Below are 22431 nucleotides of genomic sequence, written 5' to 3'. Positions count from 1 at the left end.
CGCCTGATCGTTCGACGAGAGAAGGTCCCATGCGACACACGAATCGAACCGGATTGAGCATTGCCTGCGGTGTCACGGCGGCCGTGCTGATCACGGCCGGTTGCAGCGGCGGCGACACATCCACCGACGACACGTCCACGCCGGCCGAGAGCGAGCCCGGCTATCTGGCGGTCGCGGATTCCTCGCTGCCCGCCGGTGGGGAGCTCGACGTACAGACGCACATCGATGCCTCGGTGGCCACCGGTCTCGATCCGCAGCTGGCCGACCTGGCGGCCGCATGGCAGCTGATGTCCCTGGTGTACGAGACGCTGGTCACCGTCGGCCCGGAGTTCGAGATCGAGCCGGCCCTCGCCGAGAGCTGGGACATGCCCGATGACACCACCTATGTGTTCCACCTCCGTGACGACGTCCAGTTCTCCAACGGCCGGGCGATGACGGCGGACGACGTCGTGGGCAGCCTGGAACGGCAGCTGGAACTCGGCTCGGTCTGGACCGGGCAGCTCGGTCCGGTCGAATCCGTGACGGCCGTCGACGAGCACACCGTCGAGGTCGCACTGGCCGAACCGTACACGCCTTTCCTGGCCGCGCTCGCCAACGTGCCGGCGTCGATCCTGCCGATGCGGGAGATCGAGGACGGGACGCTGAACCCGGAGACGGAGATGTTGGGCACGGGGCCGTTCGTGGTCGCCGATCACCGGCAGGACGTCTCCTGGCGGTTCGAACGGAACGATGACTACTGGAAGCAGGACGAGCCGGGCGTCGACGCCGTGAACGTCCAGATCGTGCCGCAGGAGGCTGCCCGGATCGCCGCGCTGCAGGACGGTAGCGCGTCCCTGGTGACGTTGGGGAACGTGGACTCGCCCGCGCTGCTGCAGGGGGCGAGTGACGTGTCGGTGCTGACCCAGGCCAACACGGACTTCTACTACCTGATGTTGAACTCGCAGTGGGAGGAGTCACCGTTCACCGATCCACGGGTGCGGCAGGCGGTCAACATGGCCATCGACCGGGCGCAGATCGCCGACGTGGCGCTCGCGGGCCTCGGACACCCGACCGGTGTCACCCCGGCCGGGCTGCCGGGCGCATGCGAGCCGGGTGATCTGCCGTCGGGGATGGCCGACCTGGATGCCGCCCGGGAGCTGCTGGCGGAGGCCGGCGCGGAGAACCTGACCTTCGAACTCGCCATCTTCTCCACCGATCCGGCGCCCGCCGTTGCGCAGGTGATCCAGCAGAGCCTGGAGGAGATCGGCGTCACTGTCGAGATCGAACAGCTGGAGGAGACCAGCTGGAACGGAAAAGTCTACGGCGAGGCGCCGGGCCGGTTCGACGCCGCGCTGTCGTGGTTCGCCGGCTATGCGGACCCTGGGATGGTCACCAAATGGTGGAACCCGGACGCCGCCGGATTCAACCTGGGCTTCATGGAGTCCGACGCGGAGCTGACCGGGCTGATCGACACCGTGAACTCCGTACCACAGGGCCCCGAGCGGGATGCGGCGATCACCGACCTGTGTGCGGCGGTCGAGGACGATGCCCAGATGGTGCCGCTGGTCACCCGGCCGTCCATGGTCGGGTACCGCGCCGATGCCGTCAGCGTGAGCCTGCACGCGGACGAGGGTTACGGCAACCCGCTCCGGCTGCTGTCCGAAGCCCGCATGGTCCGGGCCGAGTAGCGGCTCACGGACGAAAGCGGAGGGAACCATGCGGCTGTTCTTGTGGTGGCTCAGGCGGGCGGTGAGTGCCGTCGCCACCTTGGCCGGGGTGTCCATCCTGGTCTTTCTCGCCCTGCGGGCGATGCCTGGCGGTTTCGCCGAGACGATCCTTGGGCCGTTCGCCTCCGCGGAACAGCAGCGGGAGCTGGCCGAACGGTACGGGTTGGACGATTCGGCGTTCGTTCAGTACTGGCGCTGGTTGCAGGCGGCGATCGGGGGAGATTTCGGCACCTCGATGATCAGTCGGGAGCCGGTGGCGTCCGAGCTGGGAGCGCGGCTTCCGGTGACCGGGCAGCTTGCCGTGATGGCGGTGCTGACCGCGCTGTTCATCGGGGTTCCGCTGGGTGTGCTGACCGCGCTTCGTGCCCGGCCGGACGGTGGCGGCGCCCTCGGGCGGCTGGTGAGCGGGCTGGGAGTGAGCCTGCCCGAGTTCGTGCTCGGCAGCATCGTCGTCTTCGTCTTCTCCCGCTACGCGCTCGGACTTTCGGTGGGCGGGTATGTGCCGTTCGCCGACGATCCCGCTGGGAACCTGACAGCGATGATCCTCCCGGCCGCGGTGCTGTCCGTATTCGCGATCTCGGCAACCGCCCGGACCACCCGGGACGCGGTCCTGAACGTGCTGGTGGAGCCGTACGTCACCGCTGCCGTCGCACGCGGGGAGTCGCCGGCGTTCATCATCCGGCACCACATTCTGCGCAACGCGGCCACGCCCGTCGTCGTGCTGCTGTCCACGATCACCGCCTACCTGCTCGGCGGCGCCATCATCGTCGAGTACCTGTTCAACCTGCCGGGCATCGGCTCGTACGTGGTGCAGGCGGTCGGCCGTCGCGACTATGCGGTGGTGCAGGCGGGCGTGCTCCTGGCTGCCACGGTGTTCATCGCGTTGAACGTCATCGCCGACCTGGTCGTGGGTTTGATCGACCCGAGGCTGGGCGTGACCGCCGAAGGGAGGTCGATGTGAGCGGAGCGCGACCAGGGGATGTGAGCGGCGACGGGACGAGCGGAGGCGGTGCCCCCGCGACGTATCCGAGCACCAGCGAGGAACGTCGTGGGGTGCGAATGCGCATAGCGCACCTGACCGGTTGGCTCCGCCGGCTGGACTGGCTGTCCCGGTGCGGCTTGTTCTGCCTGCTAGTCCTGGTACTGGCTGCGCTGGGCTCGATGGTGAACCTCGGCGGCGACCCGGCGGAGATCGCCGGTGGCCGGCTACAGCCACCGGGTCCGGATCATTGGCTCGGGACGGACAATCTGGGCCGCTCGTTGCTGCCCAGGCTGCTGGAAGGCATCGGTGTCACGCTGCTGCTGTCGTCGATCGCCGTGCTGGTGACCGCGGTTCTCAGCACCGCGCTCGGCATTGTCGCCGGATATCTCGGCGGCATGGTGAACAACCTGGTCATGCGGGTGGTGGAACTGCTGTACGCGTTCCCGTCGATTGTGCTGGCGATCCTGGTGGCCGCCGTGGTCGGGCCCGGTCGGCCGGCGGCGATGGCGGCGATCGTGCTGGTCACCATCCCGCTGATGACTCGGCTGGTACGGACGGCGTCGACGTCGGTGGCGCAGCGCGATTACGTCACTTCGGCCGTCGTGAGTGGTGTGCGGCTGCCGAGGATCCTCATCCGGCACGTTCTGCCGAACGTCGCCGGCACGATCGCGGTGCAGGGCACGTACGCCCTCTCCGTGGGCATCCTGGTCGAAGGCGGGCTGAGTTTCCTCGGATTCGGTGTACAGCCGCCCCAGGCGTCCCTGGGGGTGCTGATCCAGGAGGGCGGGGTCTACATGGTCGCCGCGCCGTGGCTGATCATCACCCCGGGGGTGGTCCTGATTCTGGCCATACTGTCCATCAACGTGGTCGGTGACGGTCTGCGCGACCGGCTCGAACCACGAGAGACGAGGTCGCTGCGATGACTCCGCTGATGGAAGCCGATGACCTGGCCGTCGACTACCAGGCGCCGGGGCGCCGGGTACGGGCGCTCGACGGCGTCGATCTCACGGTCGCGCGGGGCGAGACGGTGGGCATCGTGGGCGAGAGCGGATCGGGCAAATCCACGCTCGGTTCGGCCATCGGCCGGCTGCTGTCGCAGAACGCCCAGTTGTCCCACGGCGCGCTGACTATCGACGGCGAATCCCTGTTCGACTTGTCGGCCGTCCAGATGCGCCGGGTGCGCCGGGAGAAGCTGGGGTTCGTCTTTCAGGATCCGATCGGATCCCTGGACCCCACCAAACGCGTTGGTGCTCAGCTCAGGCTCGCGCTGCGCGGCCGCGGTGCGTCGCTGGACGTGACCGGCCAGCTGGAGCGGGTGAGGCTGGCCGATCCGCGCCGGATCGCACGCGCGTATCCACATCAGCTGTCCGGCGGGATGGCGCAACGGGTGGCGATCGCGATGGCGATGGCGACCGAACCCGAGCTTCTGGTGGCGGATGAGCCGACTGCGGCGCTGGACAGCCAGGTGCGAGACGACGTCTCGACCATGATCTTCGCACTAGCTGCGGAGGCGGGCACCAGCATCCTGTGGCTCAGCCATGATCTGGCCGCAGTCGGCCGGCGTTGTGGCCGGGTAGCGGTGATGTACGGCGGCCGAGTGGTAGAAGACGGTCCGGCGTCCGAGGTGCTCGCGCGCCCCGCTCACCCTTACACCCATGCGCTGGCGAACTCGGCACCTGCTTCGGCGGCGCCCGGCGAGCGGCTCCAGCCGGTGCCGGGGCGGCCACCGGTGCTGACCGGCCCGTCTCCTGGGTGCGCGTTCGCGGACCGGTGCGGTTTCGCGATCGAGCGCTGCCGGTCCGAGCGGCCACGCCCGGTCCGGATCAAGGCACAGAGCGTGTTGTGCCATCGAGCCGAAGAGCTGGCCGGCTCCGCCGCGCTTGCCGTGCATGGCGTCGGCTCGGCGGTGGCGACGACGCCGCCGGTGCCGCTCGGAGGTGATCGGTCATGACCAATCACGACGGAACTCGCGACGGGGCTCACCTGAGGGCTCATAGCGGTGCGGCCGGCAACTCATCGCCGGTGCTCGAGCTCGACGAGGTGACCGTGACGTTCTCCTCCGGGTTGTTCCGGCGCGAGCACGTGCATGCGATGCGGGGTGTCTCGCTCCGGGTTGAACCTGGCGAGACACTCGGCCTGGTCGGCGAGTCGGGCTCGGGAAAGACGACCGCGAGCATGGTGGCCCTGGGGCTGCGCCGCCCGTCGTCGGGTGCGGTGCGATTCGAGGGTGCGCCGTTGCCCAGGCGTCGCCGGGAGCTGGCCGGCCGGATGCAGGTGGTGCTGCAGCACCCGCAGTGGTCACTCGACCCTAGGATGTGGATCGGACACAGTGTCGCGGAGCCTCTTGTCGCGCTCGGCCATTCCCAGCCGGGCGATGCTGTGCGCGCCATGTTGGAGGAGGTCGGCCTGGAACCGAGCTTCGCCGACCGCTATCCGCACGAACTCTCCGGCGGCCAACGGCAACGCGTCGCCGTCGCGCGGGCGCTGATCACCAGGCCGCGCTTCATCGTCTTCGACGAGGCGGTCAGCGCGCTGGACGTCTCCGTGCAGGCGCAGATCCTCAATCTGATCACGGACCTGCAGGCCGAGTTCGGGTTCAGCGCGCTGTTCATCTCGCACGACCTGGGTGCCGTCCGCTACGTCGCGCATCGGATCGCGGTGATGCGGCACGGCGAGGTGGTGGAGACCGCCGACACCGAGACGTTCTACACAACACCAGTACACGAGTATTCACGACAGCTTCTGGAGGCCTTGTGACCGCCGCATCCGTGTCGTCCGCTGATCAACCCAGGCTGGCGCCGCCGTCGGCGTTCGCGCCCGATGCCATCGGAAACGCCGACGTGTCGTTGGTTCCGCAGCCCAGCCCAGGCCGAGGATCGGTCGAGTTCGACATCCCGGGTGTGGCGGTGGGCACGGCCGAGTACGGTGAGGGGCCCACCGGGTGCACGGTGCTCCACGTGCCGGCGGGCGCCCGCACCGCGGTGGACGCGCGGGGCGGCGCGGTCGGGCTCAGCGGTGGTTACGAGTTCAACCATGCCATCTGCCTCAGCGGCGGCTCGGTATATGGGATGTCGGCGGCCGCGGGGGTGTCGGCAGAGCTGTTGGAACGGCACCGGAACCGGGTCAGGTGGACAGAGCTGCAGCTGGTCTCGGCGGGAGTGATCTACGACTTCTCCGCTCGGGACAATGCGATCTTCCCGGACGAGACACTCGGCCGGGCCGCGGTCCGGCACGCGGCAGAAGGACGGTTCCCGGTGGGCCGGTGTGGCGCGGGTAGCAGCGCGTCGGTGGGGAAGATGGACTTCGCGCGCGCGGAGTTCGCCGGCCAGGGCGCGGCGTATCGAGCCGTCGGGGACGTCAAGGTGCTGGTGGGCACGGTGGTGAACGCCATCGGGGCGGTCGTCGATCGATCCGGTGCGGTGGTGCGCGGCAACTACCATGCGACCGATGGCGCGCGGCGGCATCCTGCCGTTGATTATGAGTCGGCGATCGCCGGAGCCGGCTCGTCGTCGGTGGACGGGGCGACGGACCGGAACCAGGGCGCGGACGCCGAAGGAGGGGCGGGTGGGACGAGGGCAACCCGACCGGGCGGGAACACGACTCTCACCGTGCTGGTGACCAACGTCAAGCTCTCCGACTACAGCCTGAACCAGCTGGCCCGGCAGGTACACAGCTCCATGCACCGGGCTATCCAGCCGTTCCACACCGAGAACGACGGCGACGTGCTCTTCGCGTTGACCACCGATGAGGTGGAGCTGGGCGGAACGAAGCCGACGGGTTTGGGTGCGCTCGCATCCGAGGTGGCGTGGGACGCGGTCCTGAGTAGTGTGGCATGATCAACTCGTGCGGGGTACTTTGCGTCTGATGTCACGAATTGCGCTGGTCTCAAACGGCGGTGTGACCGCGACGTCGTGCCTGTGCCTCGTCGGCTACCAGATCCAGGAGTGAAGCAGTGAGCATGACGTCGACGTTTCCGACGTTCCGGTCGGAACGGATGGTCGCGGTGGACCGTGGTCGTGAACTCGGCGCAGCCTGGCGCACCGAGATCTGGGGCGCCTTTGCGGCATACCTGGAACTTTTCCAGGCCCATGGTGCCACCGCGGATCAGGTTCGCTCCTGGAGCATGCGGGCTATCGACCGCCTCGCCGACTGGGCACCCGACCTGGCGGACGAGATCGCCGGTGTGGCCGGCGGCGCCAGCCTCAAGTTGTGGCAGGTCGGTGCGATCAATGCCCGGACGGAGATCATCGCCGCCGCTCGAATCGCCGGAGCGGCCGGCGAGACCGAAACCGAGTGCTCGACCGCCGTGACCTTGCCCGGCAACGGGTCACCGCCCCGCACCATCCAGACCTGGGACTGGAACGAGCGGATGCGCGAGACACCGGTCGTGCTGGCGTACGACCTCACCCCCGACCACTCCGTCCGCGCGCTCAGCGAGTTCGGCATGGTCGGCAAGATCGGGGTGAACAGCGCCGGCCTCGGCGTGCACTTCAATATCCTGCGGCACGCGTCGGACCATGAGGAGATCGGTGTGCCGGTGCATGCGGTGGCCCGCCGGATCCTGGACGGAGCCACCGACATCGAGCAGGCGGAAGAGATCGCCCGGTCCGCGGAGCTATCCGCGTCGACGGTGCTGACCGTGGTGACGTTCGACGGGACGCGCGGGCGGGTGCGCGGGCTGGAGCTCGCTCCGGCAGGCGTCGGCACGGTGGACGCGGACGACGACGGCGTTTACGTGCACACCAACCATTTCCTCGACCCGTCGCTCAGCGATGGCGAGCGGCTGGCCCCGGAGCGCCCGAACACGTACGACCGGCTGAAGCATCTGCGCTCCCGTGCCGAGGAGCTGGGTTCCGCGGAACTGATGGACCGGGTGGAAGCGATGCGTTGCCACGCCGACGACGGCGCCCCGGTGTGCGCGCATGCCTCGGCGGACGACCCGTTCGAGCTGCGCTCGGAGACGCTGGCCACGGTTAGCCTGGATGTCGCCGGATTCCGGCTCAGCGTGCACCGCGGCGGACCCTGCCAGGTGACCGCGGACACCTGGCAGGTCGTCTAGCTCAGCGGAAGGCCGCGTGGCCGGTCAGCGCCTGGCCGAGCACCAGCGTGTGCATCTCCACGGTGCCCTCGTAGGTGAGGACAGACTCAAGGTTGTTCATGTGCCGGATCACCGGATACTCCAATGAGATCCCGTTCGCCCCGAGGATCGTGCGTGCCACCCGGCAGATCTCCAGAGCCTCCCGGACGTTGTTCAGCTTGCCCAGGCTGACCTGCTCATGCCGCAGCTGGCCGGCGTCCTTACGCCGTCCGAGATGGAGCGCCAGCAGCTGGCCTTTGACCAGCTGGACCGCCATGTCCGCGAGCTTCTGCTGAGTCAGCTGGAAGCCGCCGAGCGCCCTGCCGAACTGTTCTCGCTCACCCGCGTAGCTCAGCGCGGACTCGAATGCGGAGCGTGCCGCCCCGATCGCACCCCAGACGATGCCGTACCGCGCCTCATTGAGGCAGGACAGCGGGGAGCGCAGCCCGGCGGCTTCGGGAAGCACGGCGTCCGCCGGCAGCCGGACGCCGTCGAGCACCAGTTCGCTGGTGACCGAGGCGCGCAGCGACATCTTGTGGGTGATCTCCGGTGCGGAGAAGCCGGGTGTGCCGGCCGGAACGACGAACCCACGCAACCCGTCGTCGGTCTGCGCCCACACGATGGCGACATCCGCCACGGAGCCGTTGGTGATCCACATCTTGCGGCCGTCGAGCACCCAGTCGCCGCCGTCGCGCCGGGCACGGGTGCGCAACGAGGCAGGATCGGAACCGTGGTCGGGTTCGGTCAGCCCGAAGCACCCGATCGCCGTGCCGGCGGCCATCGGTGGCAGCCAGGCGTTTTTCTGCTCTTCCGAACCGAACCGCCAGATCGCGAACATGGCCAGTGAGCCCTGCACGGACACCAGCGACCGGATGCCGGAGTCGCACGCCTCCAGCTCCAGGCAGGCCAGCCCGTACTCGGTCGCGGACATGCCGGCGCATCCGTACCCGGTCAGGTGCATGCCGAGCACTCCGAGCGTGCCGAGCTCGCGAGTCAGGCCGCGGATGTCGGGGATCTCGCCGTCCTCGAACCACTGCGCCACGTGCGGCGCGATCCGTTCGGTGCACACCTGCCGGACCGCGGCGCGGATGTCGCGCTCGTCGTCGGTGAGTTCGTCATCGATGCCGGCCGGATCGTGCGGATCGAATGCGGGAAGCCGGGTGCCGGCGGCGGGAGCGAGCGTCATGGGTTCCTCTTCGGGGAGTGGGGCATTCGGTGATCAGGTACCGGAAAGTGCCCCTATGGGGGCTACAGCCGGTACATGATCATGGTCGTGCCGGATCGGACGGGTGGGGCAGCGGTTCGGGACGATCGGCGGCGAGCCAGCGCCGGATGGTGTCGCCGTGCTCGTCCAGCTCCGGTGGCGGACTCATGGAATGTGGGTGCGTGGGCCGCGGAGTGGTCTCCGATCGGACGGCCACGGGCGGCTCGGACTGCGGGTCGGCGGTCGAGTAACGGATGGGATGGGCGATCTGACGCGGGTGCCCGTCGCCGACGTCGACCGTGGGATCCAGGCCCAGCTCGTCGGCGCGCTCGACGGCCGTGCGGACGTCGGCGACCCGGCCGGCGGAGACGCCCGCCGCGAGCAACCGTTTCTCCCACGTTTCGGCATCGGCCGTGGCCATGGCCGCCTCAAGCGCCGTCACCAGCGCATCCCGGTTGGCGACGCGCGCGGCGTTGGTACTGAACCGCTCGTCGTCCGCGAGCGACGGCAGCCCGAGCTCCGCCGCCAGCCGGCGGAACTGGCCGTCGTTGCCGCACGCGACCGCAAGCCGCCCGTCCTCGCCGCAGCGCAGCACCTCGTACGGCGCGATCGACGGGTGCCGGTTGCCCATCCGGGTGGGTGATTCCCCGGTGGCCAGGTAGCCGGAGATCTGGTTGACCAGGGAGCCCAGCAGGCTGGAAAGCAGGTTGACCTCGACGTGCCGGCCACGTCCGTCCCGTCGCCGAGCCGCCAACGCGGCCAGGATCCCGATCGTGGCGTCCTTGCCGGTCAACACGTCCACCAAGGCCACGCCGGCCTTCTGCGCCTCACCCTCGGGATCTCCGGTGATGCTCATCAGGCCGCCGACGGCCTGGACCACGAAGTCGTACCCCGGGATCTGCGCGCCCGCGCCGCTCCCGAACCCGGTGATCGAGCAGTACACGACGCCGGGATTCTGCTGAACGACGTCGGCGTACCCGAGGCCGTAGCGCTCCATGGTCCCGGTGCGGAAGTTCTCCACGACGACGTCCGCCCGGTGGGCCAGCTCGTGCGCCAGCCGCACCTGATCCGGGTCCGCAAGGTTCAGCGCGACGCTGTACTTGGACCGGTTGACCGACTCGAAGTACGAGCTCGAGGTCGCGGTCCACGGCGGCCCCCACGCACGCGTGTCGTCCCCTCGTCCGGGGTGTTCGACCTTGACCACGGTGGCGCCGAGGTCCGCGAGCGTCATCGTCGCGAGCGGCCCGGCCAGGACGCGGCTGAAATCGGCGACGAGTAGTCCGTCGAGCGGGCGGAGGCCGGCTTCGTCTCCCTGCGGCGAGTGATTCATGAGGTCGATGATGCTGCATCCGGCTGTAGTGTGCCGCCGACGCGGCGCGGGATCCGCCAGGGGTTGTCGGTACGCAGCGGCGGCGGCAGTGCGTCGTCCGGGACTCCCTCGTAGGCCACCGGCCGGGTGAACCGGTCGAGCGCCGCGGCGCCGACCGACGTCGCCGACGGGACGGTGGTGGCCGGCCACGGTCCGCCGTGCTGCTGCCCCCAGGTCAGGCCGACGCCCGGTGTCCAGCCGTCGACGACGACGCGGCCGACCGTGTCTGCGATCCGGTGCACCAGCCGGCTGACGTCCGGATCGCCGGGCCCGGCGGTGATGACGCTGGCGGCCAGCGCGCCGGGGAGCTCGTCCAGCAGCGTGTGCAGGTGCTCCAGGTCGTCGTACTCGGCGACCAGCAGGACCGGACCGAAGCACTCCTCCAGCAGCCGCGGTTCCCGGCGCAGCGCGGGCGCCTCGACGGACAACACCGTCGTCGGCGCCGACCAACCGCCGTCCGGACCGGGCACGGTGGCGACCACGGAGGCTCCGGCCTGCTGCAGCTCGCGCAGTCCGGAGTGGAACGCGTCCGCGATAGCCGACGTCAGCAGCCACCCGCGTGGCGCGGCGATGGTGACGGCGCGGGCGATGGCGTCGGCGGCGCCGCTGCCGCGTGGCGCCAGCACCAGACCAGGCTTGGTGCAGTACTGGCCCATGCCCAAGGTGAACGCGTTCACCAGCTCGGGTGTGAGCTCGGCGAACCGGGGGCCGCCGGACGGTGTCACCAGCACCGGGTTCACCGTGCCCATCTCCGCGTAGACCGGGATGACGACCGGGCGTTCGGCGGCGAGTCGCCAGAGCGCCATCCCGCCGGCCTGGGAGCCGGTGAAGCCCACGGCGGCGGTAGCCGGCGAGGTCACCAGGCGCTGGCCGGCCTCGAACCCGGCCACCAGCGTGAACGTGGCTTCCGGCGCGCCCGCGTCGGCCAGCGCCGTGCCGGCGAGCGCACCGAGCCGCTCGCTGAGCAGCGGATGGGCCGGGTGTGCCTTGACCGCCACCGGACAGCCCGCCGCCACCGCCGAGCCGGTGTCGTTGCCGAGCACGCCATAGGCGAACGGGAAGTTGCTCGCGCCGAAGACCGCGACCGGGCCGAGCGGCTGCCGTACGCTGCACAGCGGTACGCCGGTCGGAAGGTGGTCCAGGGTCGCCCGGAGCCACGAGCCCTCCTCGGCGACGTCGGCGTAGAACCGTAGCTGTTCGACCGTGCGGACCAGCTCGGCCTGGAGCCGCTCGGTGCCCTTGGCGGTCTCCGCGTCCGCGAGCTCCAGCAAGCCCTCGTCGCGCTCCAATGCTGTAGCGATCGAGCGCAACCAGCCGCCCCGGACGGCCGGGGGCAGCTGGGCGAGCTCATCCGCGATCCCGTCGGCGGCGGCCAGCGCGTCGTCCACCTCGTGCAGAGGGGTGGGCACCGCGGCGCCGTTGGCCGTCCCGGTGCGCGGATCGAAGCTCTTCAGTGTGGTCACGACAGGCTCCTGACGTTGGTTTCGAGGACGTCGAGGCCGTCCTGTAGCAGTGCGTCGTCGATAGTGAGCGGCGGCAGCATCCGGATCACGTTGCCGTACGTGCCGCAGACCAGCGCCACGACGCCGTCGGTGTGGCAGCGGGCCGCGATGGCTTTCGCGACCTCCGGCGCGGGTTCGGTCGTGTCCGGGCGGACCAGTTCCAGCGCGAGCATGGCCCCGCGGCCGCGGACGTCGCCGACGATGGGACAGGTCTTGCGCAGATCGTCCAGCCGGGGCATGGCCAGCGTCTCGATGGCGCGTGCCCGCTGCACCAGGTTCTCCCGTTCGATGGTCTCCAGCGCGCCGAGTGCCGCCGCGCAGGCCACCGGGTTACCGGCGTAGGTGCCACCCAGGCCGCCCGCCGCGACGGCGTCCATCAGCTCGGCGCGGCCGGTCACGGCGGACAGCGGCATGCCGCCGCCGAGGGCCTTGGCCGTGCAGATCATGTCGGGCACGATGCCTTCGTGCTCGCAGGCGAACATATCGCCGGTGCGCGCCAGCCCGGTCTGGATCTCGTCGGCCACCAACAGAATCCCGTGCGCACGGGTGAACTCCCGCAGCCCGGGCAGATATCCCGGGGGTGGCACGATGAAGCCGCCTTCGCCCTGTATCGGTTCGACGACGATCGCGGCGACCCGGTCGGCGCCCACCTGGGTGAGCACGATGTCCCGCAGACGGTCCAGGGCCTCTTCGGCCGCGTGCCGGGAGCAGCCGGGCCAGCGGTACGGATACGGGAACGGCGCTCGGTACACCTCCGGTGCGTACGGACCGAAGCCGTCCTTGTACGGCACGTTCTTCGCGGTCATCGTCATCGTGAGCAACGTGCGGCCGTGGTAGGCGTGGTCGAGGACAACGACGGCCGGCCGCCGGGTGGCGGCACGGGCGATCTTGACCGCGTTCTCCACCGCCTCGGCGCCGGTGGTGAACAGCGCGGTCTTCTTCGGATGGTCTCCGGGTGTGAGCCGGTTGAGCGCTTCGGCCACGTCGACGAAGCCGTCGTACTCGGTGACCATGAAGCACGTGTGGGTGAACCGCTGCGCCTGCGTGCGGACGCGGTCGACGACGGCGGGTGCGCTGGCGCCGACGCTGGTGACCGCGATTCCGGAGGCCAGGTCGATGAGGTGGTTTCCGTCGACGTCGACGATGATGCCGCCACCCGCGCGATCCACGAAGACCGGCAGCGTGACACCGAACCCGTCGGCGACGCTGGTCTCCCGACGGCGGTGCAGCTCCGTCGACATCGGCCCCGGGATGGCTGTCCGCAGGATGCGCCGTTGATCCGGTGTGTCCACTCGTCCTCCGTATGCTGTCACTCGCCTGGATGTCGTCTCGGCCCGGACAGGAACGACGGGGCGGATCCCGCGAGACGGGTCTTTGATCAGCACCGTAGGGAGGTACCTAGGCCGGTGTCGTGGGATGATTCGTCCAATGAGTCGCAATCTTGGGTCGATCCGTCCACAGCGTTCTTCTGGCCCGGTTGGTGCCGCCGGAAGCGTCAGCGTGGCGGCACTGTGCGACGCGCTCGGTGATGATCTGCGCCCCGTCCAGCCCGAATGGCCACTCGACTTCGGCATCAGCGCCGTGCACATCAGCGAGCTGCCGGACCCCACGATCTATCTCGACGGGGGCGAGCTCCTCCTCACCACCGGCCTTGCTCTTCCGGCGCACACGCAAGGGTGCCGCGAGTATGTCGAGCGACTGGTGCGAGGTGGGGTGGCGGCGCTGGCCTTCGGCGTCGGGCCGGTGCATAGGACGTTGCCTCCGCGGCTGGTCGACGCGTGCCGCGACACGGGGTTGTGTCTGCTTCACGTGCCGGAACCCACGCCCTTCCTCACCATCACCAGGGCGTTTTGGGCAGCGGTCACGAGTGAGGACCGGCGGGAGCTGTCCGCGGCACTGGATTCGCACCGCAGACTGGTCGGCGCGGCGCTCGGTGCCGATCCGATTCCTGAGGTGCTCCGGACGCTGGCGAGGGCTGTCTCCGGGTGGGCTGCTCAGCTGGATCCGAACGGCGAGCTGCGGGCCGTCTGGCCGGTGGCCCGCGAGAACGACGTGCGCACGCTGCGGTCCGAGGCAATGCGGCTGCGGATGTCCGGCGTGCGGGCTGCCGCGACCTTTCCGCTGGGCGACGAGGATGTGGTCGTGCATCCGCTGGCGGTCGGCGAACGGGTTGTGGGGTACCTCGCGACGGGGGCGCCATCGCCGATGTCGGCGATGGACCGGCACGTCGTGCTCGCTGCCTGTGCGCTCCTGAGCCTCGATTCCGTGCGCGGCCGCCGGCGCAGCGAAGGTGTGATGGCGTCGCGGGCAGCCGTGGCGCAGTTGCTGGACTTGGGTGAGATCGCTGCTGCCCGTCAGCTTGCCGCTCGGTTCCGGATTACTGTTCCCGATGGGCCGGTGCGCGTCGTCGTGGTCGACGGCATCGACGGGGACGCCGCCTTGGACGCGGTGGCGGCCGCTTGGCCGGCCCAAGATGTCCTCGGCGTCGCCGGCGACGTGACGTGGTGCGTCATCGCCGACGACGGGCGGCCGGTCGACCTGGAGGCGCTGCGTGCGTCGTTGACCATGAGCGGGGACGGCGCGCGCGCTCTTGTCGGCCCCCCGGTGCCCGTCCAGCAGCTCTCGTCACAGCGTTGCCGCCTGGTTGTGGACCTCCGGCGCCAACCGGAGACATCGGTAGGAGAGGTCGCCGTCGGGGCAGGTTCCGGTATGGTTGCCGGCGACGATGGCGCGGCCGCCGGGATGGCGGCCTCCCGCGCACAAGCGATCCTCGGACCGCTGCTGAGTCGAGACAGATCGGACGTGGTCGATGCCGTGGCCGCCTACCTGCGGCACCAGGGCCAGTGGGAGGCGGCGGCGCGCGAGCTCGGTGTGCACCGCAATACGCTGCGCTACCGGATAGGCCGAGCCGAGACGTTGCTCGGCCGGGATCTGCGCGATCCCGACGTCGCTGCGACAACTTGGCTTGCGCTCCGCGGGCTCGGCCTCGCCTGACTCACGGCAGCGAGCTGCCGTCGGCCGACTGCCAGAACCATGCCGCGAAGAGCGGCATCGTACTTCAGCCGCGAGGTCGGCCCGCGCTTCCGGCGTGGTCATGGTCCGTTCTACCTCGGACCAAAAACCGCGCTCGACGCACAGCCTTCGACTGCCGAGAGCCTGTCAGACCCGGGCGCTAACGTCGCGCGCATGGAACTCGAGTTACGTGGCCGCCGCGCCCTGGTGACCGGGAGCAGCGGCGGTATCGGTGCCGCAATCGCGGACAAGCTCGCCGCCGAAGGGTGTGGCGTGCTGGTGCATGGACGCAGCAAGGGGGCGGCGGAGAGCGTTGCCGAGCGTGTCCGGGCCATCGGAGCCGACGCCGAGGTGGTGTTGGGGGATCTGACGACGGACGGGGTCGTGGAACAGGTGGCACGGGCCGCACTCGACTTCGGGGCGCGGATCCTGGTCAACAACGCCGGTCCCTTCGCCGAACACGACTGGGACACATCCCGGGCCGAAGACTGGCGTGCGGCGTTCGACGGGAACGTCGTCAGCACGGTGGGCGTGACCCAGGCGCTGCTGCCACCGATGCGCGACGACGGTTGGGGCCGGGTGATCAACATCGGCAGCCGTGCGGTGACCACGCCGTTGCCGAACATGGTGGAGTACTCGGCTGCGAAGGCGGCGGTGGTGAATATGACCACCTCGCTGGCCCAGCACCTGGCCGGCAGCGGCATCACGGCGAACTGCGTCAGTCCAGGGGTGATCATGACGTCGTCGTTCGAGCGGATGTTCCGCACCCGGGTGGGCGACGGGGTGGATGACTGGTCTCGGCTGGAGGCCGAGGCGGCGGCCCAGTACGCGCCGAACCCGACCGGCCGGCTGGGTCGCGCCGGGGATATCGCGCATGCGGTGACGTTCCTGGCCAGCCCGCTCGCCGGATACATCAACGGGGTGAACCTCCGCGTCGACGGCGGCATCACCCGCACACCGTGACTTCCCATGATCATCAACCGTTGGGCGCGCCATGACCGGTCTAACGGTTGATGATCACGGAAGAAAATCCTTCGACAGAACGAGCAGGGTGGCTGAGACTGGACAGCTGTGGGCCACGTCGATCTGAACTCCATCTCGTACACGCTGCCGGACGGCCGGGTGCTGCTGGACGACATCTCGTTCCGGGTGGGCGACGGAGCCAAGGTGGCCCTGGTGGGGGCGAACGGGTCCGGTAAGACGACGCTCCTGCGGATTATTGCGGGCGATATCGCCCCGCACTCGGGCGCCGTGACCCGCGGCGGCGGCCTCGGTGTCATGCGACAGTTCGTCGCGCGGGACGCCGAAGACGTCCGGTCGCTCCTGCTCTCCGTCGCACCGCCACGGATACGGAAGGCCGCGGCCGCGGTGGATCGAGCCGAGCTGGCGATGATGGATCGGGACGACGAGCCGACGCAGCTCGCCTACGCAGAGGCGCTGTCCGAGTGGGCGGACGCCGGCGGCTACGAGATCGAGGTGCTGTGGGATGTGTGCACCACGGCTGCCCTGGGAGTTCCGTTCGAGCGATGCCGGTGGCGGCAAGTGTCCACACTCTCCGGTGGAGAGCAGAAACGGCTCGTGCTGGAAGCCCTGTTGCACGGACCGGACGAGGTGCTGCTGCTCGACGAGCCGGACAACTTCCTGGACGTGCCGGGGAAGCGCTGGCTTGAGGAGCGGTTGACGGAGACGCCGAAGACTGTGCTGTACGTCAGCCATGACCGTGAGCTGCTGGCGCGCACGGCGACGCGGGTGGTCACGGTCGAACTCGGCGCGGCCGGCAATACGGCATGGGTGCACCCCGGTGGATTCGCGTCGTACCACGAGGCTCGGCGGGAACGGTTCTCCCGGTTGGAGGAGATGCGACGTCGCTGGGACGAGGACCACGCGAAGCTGAAGGCACTCGTGCTGATGTACAAGCAGAAGGCCGCGTACAACTCGGATATGGCCTCGCGGTACCGGTCCGCGCAGACCCGGCTGCGCCGGTTCGAGGAGGCGGGTCCGCCGCAGGCGATACCTCGTGAGCAGGATGTGCGGATGCGATTGCGCGGCGGACGGACCGGGAAGCGGGCAGTGATCTGCGAGGAGCTCGAGCTCACCGGACTGATGCGGCCGTTCGACCTGGAGGTCTGGTACAGCGAACGGGTCGCCGTGCTGGGCTCGAACGGCTCCGGGAAGTCGCACTTCCTGCGGCTGCTCGCCCTCGGCGGCACCGATCCGGAACCTGAGCACCAGCCGGTCGAGGACGTGCCGATCGCTCCGGTCGCGCATACCGGCCTGGCTCGGCTCGGGGCACGCGTCCGGCCTGGCTGGTTCGCCCAGACGCATGAGCATCCGGAGCTGGTCGGCCGGACGCTGTTGGAGATCCTGCACCGGGGTGACGGACGGCGGGCCGGGATGCCGCGGCCGGAGGCGAGCCGTGCGCTCGACCGCTACGAGCTCGCCTACGCCGCGGAACAGACTTTCGGTTCACTCTCCGGCGGTCAGCAGGCGCGGTTCCAGATCCTGCTGCTCGAGCTGTCCGGCGCCACGTTGCTCCTGCTCGACGAGCCGACGGACAACCTGGATCTGGTCTCCGCGGAAGCGCTGCAGGACGGGCTGGAAGCGTTCGAGGGCACCGTGCTGGCTGTCACCCATGACCGCTGGTTCGCCCGCGACTTCGACCGCTTCCTGGTCTTCGGCGCCGACGGCACGGTGTACGAGTCGCCGGAGCCCGTCTGGGACGAGGGCAGGGTCACGCGCCCTCGCTAGCCCCGGCGCAGCCCGGTTCCGGATGCCAGCTCGGGTCGGGCTGAGCCACTGACCGTGGCCTACGCGAAATCTTCCGTGTATTACCGACTTTGACTCTCGAGCTGACCTTTGGTGTGTCACGCTTATTGCGGTGTGGGCTTGAGGGGCTGGATGCAAAATGGGGCAAATTGGGAAATTATGTGTCGTACTGGGAGAATAAAGTCGATTGACGGACGCCGCACTGTTGTTGGCGGCGGACCGCGGGGGGCGCAGTGGCCCGTGGTCGTCTCTGCCCGAGCGCCAGGCATCGTGAGGTCGTGACGGTGCGACTGGGCGTCATCACTCAGGTATACGACCCGGAGACCGGATCCGCCGCAGTCCCGGGTGCGATCAGTCGCGCGCTGGCCGGGCACGGGCACGAGGTTCACGTGCTCACCGGCTTCCCCAACTATCCCACGGGGAAGATCTATCCGGATTACCGAATGCGTCCCTATCAGTACGAGTTCCGCTCGGGAGTCCACGTCCACCGGATCCCTCTCGTGCCCAGCCACGACCGTTCGGCGGCGCGACGCGCGATGACCTACCTGTCATTCGGCGCATCGGCGGCACTGAGGTGGCGAATCCTGCGGTCGGTCGACGCGTGGCTCGTCTACTCGACACCCGCGACCGTCGCCATGCCGGCTCTGGTCGCCAACACCCTCTTCGGGCGACCATACGTGTTGCTGATCCAAGACCTGTGGCCTGACACGGTCGTGAATAGCGGCTTCATGCACGATGGCCGGTTCCTCAACGCCGCTGTGCGAGGTTTGCACGCGTTCTGCGACACCGCCTACCGGCGGGCGTCGTCGGTGATGGTGACCGCCCCGGGCATGGCGGATGTGATCTGCCAGCGGGGCGTACCCGCCGACAAACTGTCGCTCGTTCCGAACTGGGTCGACGAGTCGGTGTTCCGCCCGGTGCCACGGAATACGGAACTGGCGCGGAAGTTGGGGATCGACGGATTTGTCGTGATGTACGCCGGCAGCCTGGGCGATCTGCAAGGGCTGGACACCGCGATCGAGGCGGTCCAGTTGCTGACAGATCTCACCGACGTGCGGTTGGTCTTCGTCGGGAGCGGGGTGGCCGAGGACCGGTTGAGAGCCGCGGCCGACGGTATGAGCAACGTGCACTTCCTCGGTCAGCAGCCCGTCGCACAGATGGCCGAGCTGATGGCCCTGAGCGACGTCCAGCTGGTCAGCCTGCAGGATCTGCCGATGTTCCGGGCGACCCTGCCCAGCAAGGTGCAAGCCGCCCTGGCGACCGGTCGGCCGATCGTCGGCGCGGTGGCGGGAGATGCAGCGCGGATCATCAGTGAGTCCGGCGCGGGTGTCGTTGTGCCTCCGGGGGATCCGCACGAGCTTGCCGCCGCCGTGCGGGGGCTGCACTCGCTCGGCGCGACGGCCCGGGAATCGATGGGATGCGCCGGCCGCCGCTTCTATGAGGACACGTTGTCTGCACGCGTCGGTAGCACGGCGCTCGCCGATGCGCTCGAGCGCGCGTCGATGAACGGCAAGGGGGGCAAACGCCGGTAAGGAGGGGAACGCATGACCGATCAGGTATCTGGTACCAGCATCTTGATCACCGGGGGGACTGGTTCGTTCGGCAGCGCCATGGCCCGACGCATGCTGCACAGGGGATGTGCGGAGGTTCGGGTGCTGAGCCGGGACGAGGCCAAACAAGACGGCATGCGCCGCCGATTCAACGACGACCGCCTGCGCTTCTATCTCGGCGACGTCCGCGACCCGGCCGCCGTCGCCAGTGCGTGCCGTGGTGTGGAGTACGTGTTCCACGCGGCTGCACTGAAACAGGTGCCCTCGTGCGAGTTCTTTCCGGTAGAGGCGGTGCGTACCAACGTGCTCGGAAGCGCCAACGTGGTGGAGGCGGCGCGAGCTAACGGGGTGCGCACGGTCGTGTGCCTCAGTACCGACAAGGCGGTCTATCCGGCGAACGCGATGGGCATGTCCAAGGCCTTGATGGAGCGGGTGGCCCAGGCGTATTCGCGTGGCCAGAGCACGGGCGACACGGTGGTCTGTACCGTGCGGTACGGGAACGTGCTCTGCTCGCGAGGCTCCGTGGTTCCCCTGTTCATCGAACAAGTGCGAAACGGAGTTCCGCTTACGGTCACAGACCCCCGGATGACCCGGTTCCTCATGTCGATGGAGGACGCGATCGGCCTTGTGGAACGCGCATTCACCTTCGGTGAGACGGGCGATCTCTTCGTTCGCAAGGCACCGGCCAGCACGGTGGACATCCTCGCTCGGGCCGTCGCTCGGCTCTTTGGCGTGGTGCCGGTGGTGACCACGATCGGCGCGAGGCACGGTGAGAAATTCCACGAGACCCTGGTCGCGCGGGAGGAGCTCGCCCGCGCCGAAGACCATGGTGAGATGTTCCGGATCCCGCTGGACGCTCCAGACCTCGACTACCACCTGTATTTCGATGAGGGCGACGAAGGCGCCGAACCGGTCGAGCCGTATACCTCGGACAACGCCGAACAGTTGGACGCGGATGCCGTCGTCAAGATCTTCCACCAGACGCCTGAGATCCGTGCCCTCTTGGAAATGGGCGGGATCGGCGGATGAGAATAGCCGTCACCGGAGCCACCGGGTTTCTCGGCTGGCATGTGCTGTGCCGGGCGTTCGCGAGCGGCGTCACGGCCGTTCCGGTCGATCGCTCCGCGCTCACCAGTCCGGAACTCCTGGCAGATGTTCTCCGAAACGTTCACGCCGTCGTGCATTGTGCCGGGGTCAATCGCGGTGCCGACAGCGACGTCCTTGACGGGAACCTCGCCGTTGCTCGCGCCCTGGCCGACGCGGTGCGCCGTGCCGGGCAACCTATCCGGATCGTGTACGCCAACTCGGTCCACTCCCGTGGCGGCACCGCTTACGGTGTCGCCAAACGGAAGGCCGGTGAGTTGCTTGCCGGTGCGGTGCCCGGCGCGTACTCCGACGTCGTCCTGCCGAACGTGTTCGGTGAGCACGGCCGCCCGTACTACAACTCGTTCGTGGCGACGTTCTGCCGGGATGTAGCTGACGGCCGGCCACCCGCGGATGTGAGCGATCGCGACGTAGTGCTGCTGCACGCGCAGGACGCCGCCGGCGTGCTCGAACATGAGGCGCATAGCACGGGCGACCGGACCATCGAGCCGGACGGCGAGTCAATTCGGGTCGCCGAGGTGTTGGACATTCTCAGGGAGTTCGAGTCCACCTATCGCAGTGGCGAGTTGCCCGATCTTACGGGACGGTTCCGGACCAGCCTCTTCCACACCTACCGCTCGCACCTGTTTCCCGAGCGGTTCCCGATCGAACTGACCCGGCGAACCGACTCGCGGGGGACCCTGCTGGAGTGTGTGCGAACCGGTGTCACCGGCGGCCAAGCGCTGGTGTCCACCACTGTGCCGGGTGCGGTCCGCGGCGAGCACGTCCATCTGCGCAAATTCGAACGGTTCGTCGTGCTGGACGGACAGGCGGAGATCGCCATGCGGCGCCTCTTCACCGACCACCTGGTCAGATTTCAGGTCAGCGGCGACCGGCCGGTGCTCGTGGACATGCCGACTATGTGGACCCACAACCTGACCAGTATCGGTGAGCGGCCGACGACGGCGTTCTTCTGGACGAACGAGGTCTTCCACCCCGACGACCCCGATACCTTTGCCTGCCAGGTTGACTGCCGAGAGGGCCCGCCATGACCAAGGTGCTGACGTTCGTCGGGACCCGTCCCGAACTGATCCGGCTGTCCCGGGTGATCAGCCGGCTGGACCGTTCGGTCGACCACGTGCTCGTGCATACCGGACAGAATCATCACCCCTCCCTGCGCGACGTCTTCTTCGAAGATCTCGCGCTGCCCGCGCCCGACCACGAGTTGGCGGTCGATACATCGTCGCTCGGACGGGCACTCGGCGCGGTGATCACCGGCGCCGAGCGGGTGATCAGTGCCGAAAACCCCGATGCGGTTCTGGTACTGGGGGACACGAACAGCTGCATGTCCGCGCTGATGGCGCGGCGGATGGGGGTACCCGTCTACCACATGGAGGCGGGCAACCGCTGCTTTGACCTCAACGTGCCCGAGGAGACCAACCGGCGCGTAGTCGACCACGTCTCCGACTTCCACCTCGTCTACACCGAGCATGCGCGCCGCAACCTGCTCGCGGAAGGCATCCATCCTCGGCGCATCCTTCTCACCGGATCGCCGATGCGTGAAGTCGTGGACCACTATCGCGAGCAGATCATGGGCTCGCACGCGCTCGAGCAGATCGGCTTGAGCACGCGAGGTTACTTCATGGTCAGCGCACACCGGGAGGAGAACGTCGATGATCCGGACCGGCTCGCTCGCCTGCTCGGCTGCCTGCGGGCTGTGCGGGAACGCTGGCGTCTGCCGGTCCTCGTATCGACCCATCCCCGGACGCGCAAGCGGCTGCACCAGATGGCGGCGGATGTCGACATCGAAGGGCTGAGCTTCCACGAACCGTTCGGATTCTTCGACTATGTGCGCCTCCAGGTAGGTGCGCGCTGCGTACTGTCCGACAGCGGCACGGTCAGCGAGGAGTCGGCCATTCTCGGCTTCCCCGCGGTGACCCTGCGCGAGTCGATCGAGCGGCCGGAATCGCTCGATGCGGGTTCGATCATCGTGACCGGGCTGGAACCCGACGGCGTCATCGAAGCCGTCCAGACCGCAGTGGAGGCGGTGGAGGCCGACGGCGTGCCGTGCGCTCCGGAGTACCGGATCCCGGACACATCCCGTCGGGTCGTCGCGTTCCTCCTCTCGACGGTGCGTCGGCACCACGAATGGGCTGGAATCCGGGCGGGCGAGGGGTGAG

The 22431-nt window shown here is 68.9% G+C and carries 18 protein-coding genes; 14 read left to right on the top strand and 4 right to left on the bottom strand.

Annotated features, from left to right (window positions below):
• The first annotated feature begins 29 nt into the window (after positions 1 to 29).
• From G1H10_RS08470 to G1H10_RS08440, 7 genes are all read left to right on the top strand, one after another.
• Positions 30 to 1667 carry an ABC transporter substrate-binding protein gene (locus tag G1H10_RS08470; RefSeq protein WP_163735576.1) on the top strand — a complete coding sequence of 546 codons (1638 nt, stop codon included), beginning with the start codon at positions 30 to 32 and terminating at the stop codon, positions 1665 to 1667.
• A gap of 28 nt (positions 1668 to 1695) precedes the next feature.
• Positions 1696 to 2667 (top strand): ABC transporter permease, encoded by a 972-nt coding sequence (locus G1H10_RS08465; RefSeq protein ID WP_163735575.1) that lies wholly within the window; start codon positions 1696 to 1698, stop codon positions 2665 to 2667.
• Positions 2664 to 3611, top strand: coding sequence for an ABC transporter permease (locus G1H10_RS32850; RefSeq protein WP_216853040.1), 948 nt, complete (start codon positions 2664 to 2666; stop codon positions 3609 to 3611). The genes G1H10_RS08465 and G1H10_RS32850 overlap by 4 nt, the downstream gene beginning before the upstream one ends.
• Entirely contained in the window at positions 3608 to 4639 is a 1032-nt protein-coding gene (locus tag G1H10_RS08455; RefSeq protein ID WP_163735574.1) for an ABC transporter ATP-binding protein, read from the top strand. The genes G1H10_RS32850 and G1H10_RS08455 overlap by 4 nt, the downstream gene beginning before the upstream one ends.
• Positions 4636 to 5445, top strand: a complete 810-nt coding sequence (locus G1H10_RS08450) for an ATP-binding cassette domain-containing protein (protein WP_163735570.1) — start codon at positions 4636 to 4638, stop codon at positions 5443 to 5445. The genes G1H10_RS08455 and G1H10_RS08450 overlap by 4 nt, the downstream gene beginning before the upstream one ends.
• Positions 5442 to 6524, top strand: a complete 1083-nt coding sequence (locus tag G1H10_RS08445; RefSeq protein WP_216853039.1) for a P1 family peptidase — start codon at positions 5442 to 5444, stop codon at positions 6522 to 6524. Before G1H10_RS08450 ends, G1H10_RS08445 begins: the two co-directional genes overlap by 4 nt.
• 122 nt (positions 6525 to 6646) lie before the next feature.
• On the top strand, positions 6647 to 7747 hold the full coding sequence (locus G1H10_RS08440) for a C45 family autoproteolytic acyltransferase/hydrolase (protein ID WP_163735567.1): 1101 nt from the start codon (positions 6647 to 6649) through the stop codon (positions 7745 to 7747).
• 1 nt (position 7748) lies between these two features.
• Here G1H10_RS08440 and G1H10_RS08435 read toward each other — a convergent pair whose 3' ends face one another.
• The 4 genes from G1H10_RS08435 to gabT form a co-directional block, all read right to left on the bottom strand.
• Positions 7749 to 8951, bottom strand: a complete 1203-nt coding sequence (locus tag G1H10_RS08435) for an acyl-CoA dehydrogenase family protein (protein ID WP_163735564.1) — start codon at positions 8949 to 8951, stop codon at positions 7749 to 7751.
• 79 nt (positions 8952 to 9030) lie between these two features.
• Positions 9031 to 10299 (bottom strand): CaiB/BaiF CoA transferase family protein, encoded by a 1269-nt coding sequence (locus tag G1H10_RS08430; protein WP_163735561.1) that lies wholly within the window; start codon positions 10297 to 10299, stop codon positions 9031 to 9033.
• Complete coding sequence (locus G1H10_RS08425) at positions 10296 to 11801, bottom strand: aldehyde dehydrogenase family protein (protein ID WP_163735558.1); 1506 nt, start codon at positions 11799 to 11801, stop codon at positions 10296 to 10298. The genes G1H10_RS08430 and G1H10_RS08425 overlap by 4 nt, the downstream gene beginning before the upstream one ends.
• The gene (gabT, locus tag G1H10_RS08420) at positions 11798 to 13132 is read right to left on the bottom strand and encodes a 4-aminobutyrate--2-oxoglutarate transaminase (RefSeq protein WP_216853038.1); all 1335 of its coding nucleotides are present in this window, start codon (positions 13130 to 13132) and stop codon (positions 11798 to 11800) included. The genes G1H10_RS08425 and gabT overlap by 4 nt, the downstream gene beginning before the upstream one ends.
• A 136-nt stretch (positions 13133 to 13268) precedes the next feature.
• On the opposite strand from gabT, the gene G1H10_RS08415 reads away from it, so the two are divergent.
• The 7 genes from G1H10_RS08415 to wecB all read left to right on the top strand — a co-directional run bounded on the left by G1H10_RS08415 (position 13269) and on the right by wecB (position 22430).
• Positions 13269 to 14834 (top strand): PucR family transcriptional regulator, encoded by a 1566-nt coding sequence (locus G1H10_RS08415; RefSeq protein WP_216853037.1) that lies wholly within the window; start codon positions 13269 to 13271, stop codon positions 14832 to 14834.
• 192 nt (positions 14835 to 15026) lie between these two features.
• Entirely contained in the window at positions 15027 to 15815 is a 789-nt protein-coding gene (locus tag G1H10_RS08410; RefSeq protein WP_163735549.1) for an SDR family NAD(P)-dependent oxidoreductase, read from the top strand.
• Between the two features lie 108 nt (positions 15816 to 15923).
• Positions 15924 to 17600, top strand: coding sequence for an ABC-F family ATP-binding cassette domain-containing protein (locus G1H10_RS34975; protein ID WP_163735546.1), 1677 nt, complete (start codon positions 15924 to 15926; stop codon positions 17598 to 17600).
• A gap of 296 nt (positions 17601 to 17896) precedes the next feature.
• Positions 17897 to 19150 carry a glycosyltransferase family 4 protein gene (locus G1H10_RS08400; protein WP_163735543.1) on the top strand — a complete coding sequence of 418 codons (1254 nt, stop codon included), beginning with the start codon at positions 17897 to 17899 and terminating at the stop codon, positions 19148 to 19150.
• A 12-nt stretch (positions 19151 to 19162) separates the two neighbouring features.
• On the top strand, positions 19163 to 20197 hold the full coding sequence (locus G1H10_RS08395) for a polysaccharide biosynthesis protein (RefSeq protein WP_163735540.1): 1035 nt from the start codon (positions 19163 to 19165) through the stop codon (positions 20195 to 20197).
• A complete protein-coding gene (locus G1H10_RS08390; RefSeq protein WP_163735537.1) occupies positions 20194 to 21303 on the top strand; it encodes a polysaccharide biosynthesis C-terminal domain-containing protein in 1110 nt (369 codons plus the stop codon). Before G1H10_RS08395 ends, G1H10_RS08390 begins: the two co-directional genes overlap by 4 nt.
• Positions 21300 to 22430: a non-hydrolyzing UDP-N-acetylglucosamine 2-epimerase gene (gene wecB / locus G1H10_RS08385; RefSeq protein WP_163735535.1), complete on the top strand. Its 1131-nt coding sequence runs from the start codon at positions 21300 to 21302 to the stop codon at positions 22428 to 22430. Before G1H10_RS08390 ends, wecB begins: the two co-directional genes overlap by 4 nt.
• The last annotated feature ends 1 nt before the right edge of the window (position 22431 follow it).

Source organism: Phytoactinopolyspora halotolerans (assembly GCF_010550675.1).
GTDB classification, from domain to species: Bacteria; Actinomycetota; Actinomycetes; order Jiangellales; family Jiangellaceae; genus Phytoactinopolyspora; species Phytoactinopolyspora halotolerans.
Note: the sequence above shows the minus strand (reverse complement) of the source record. Positions and strands in the feature narration are given on the sequence as shown.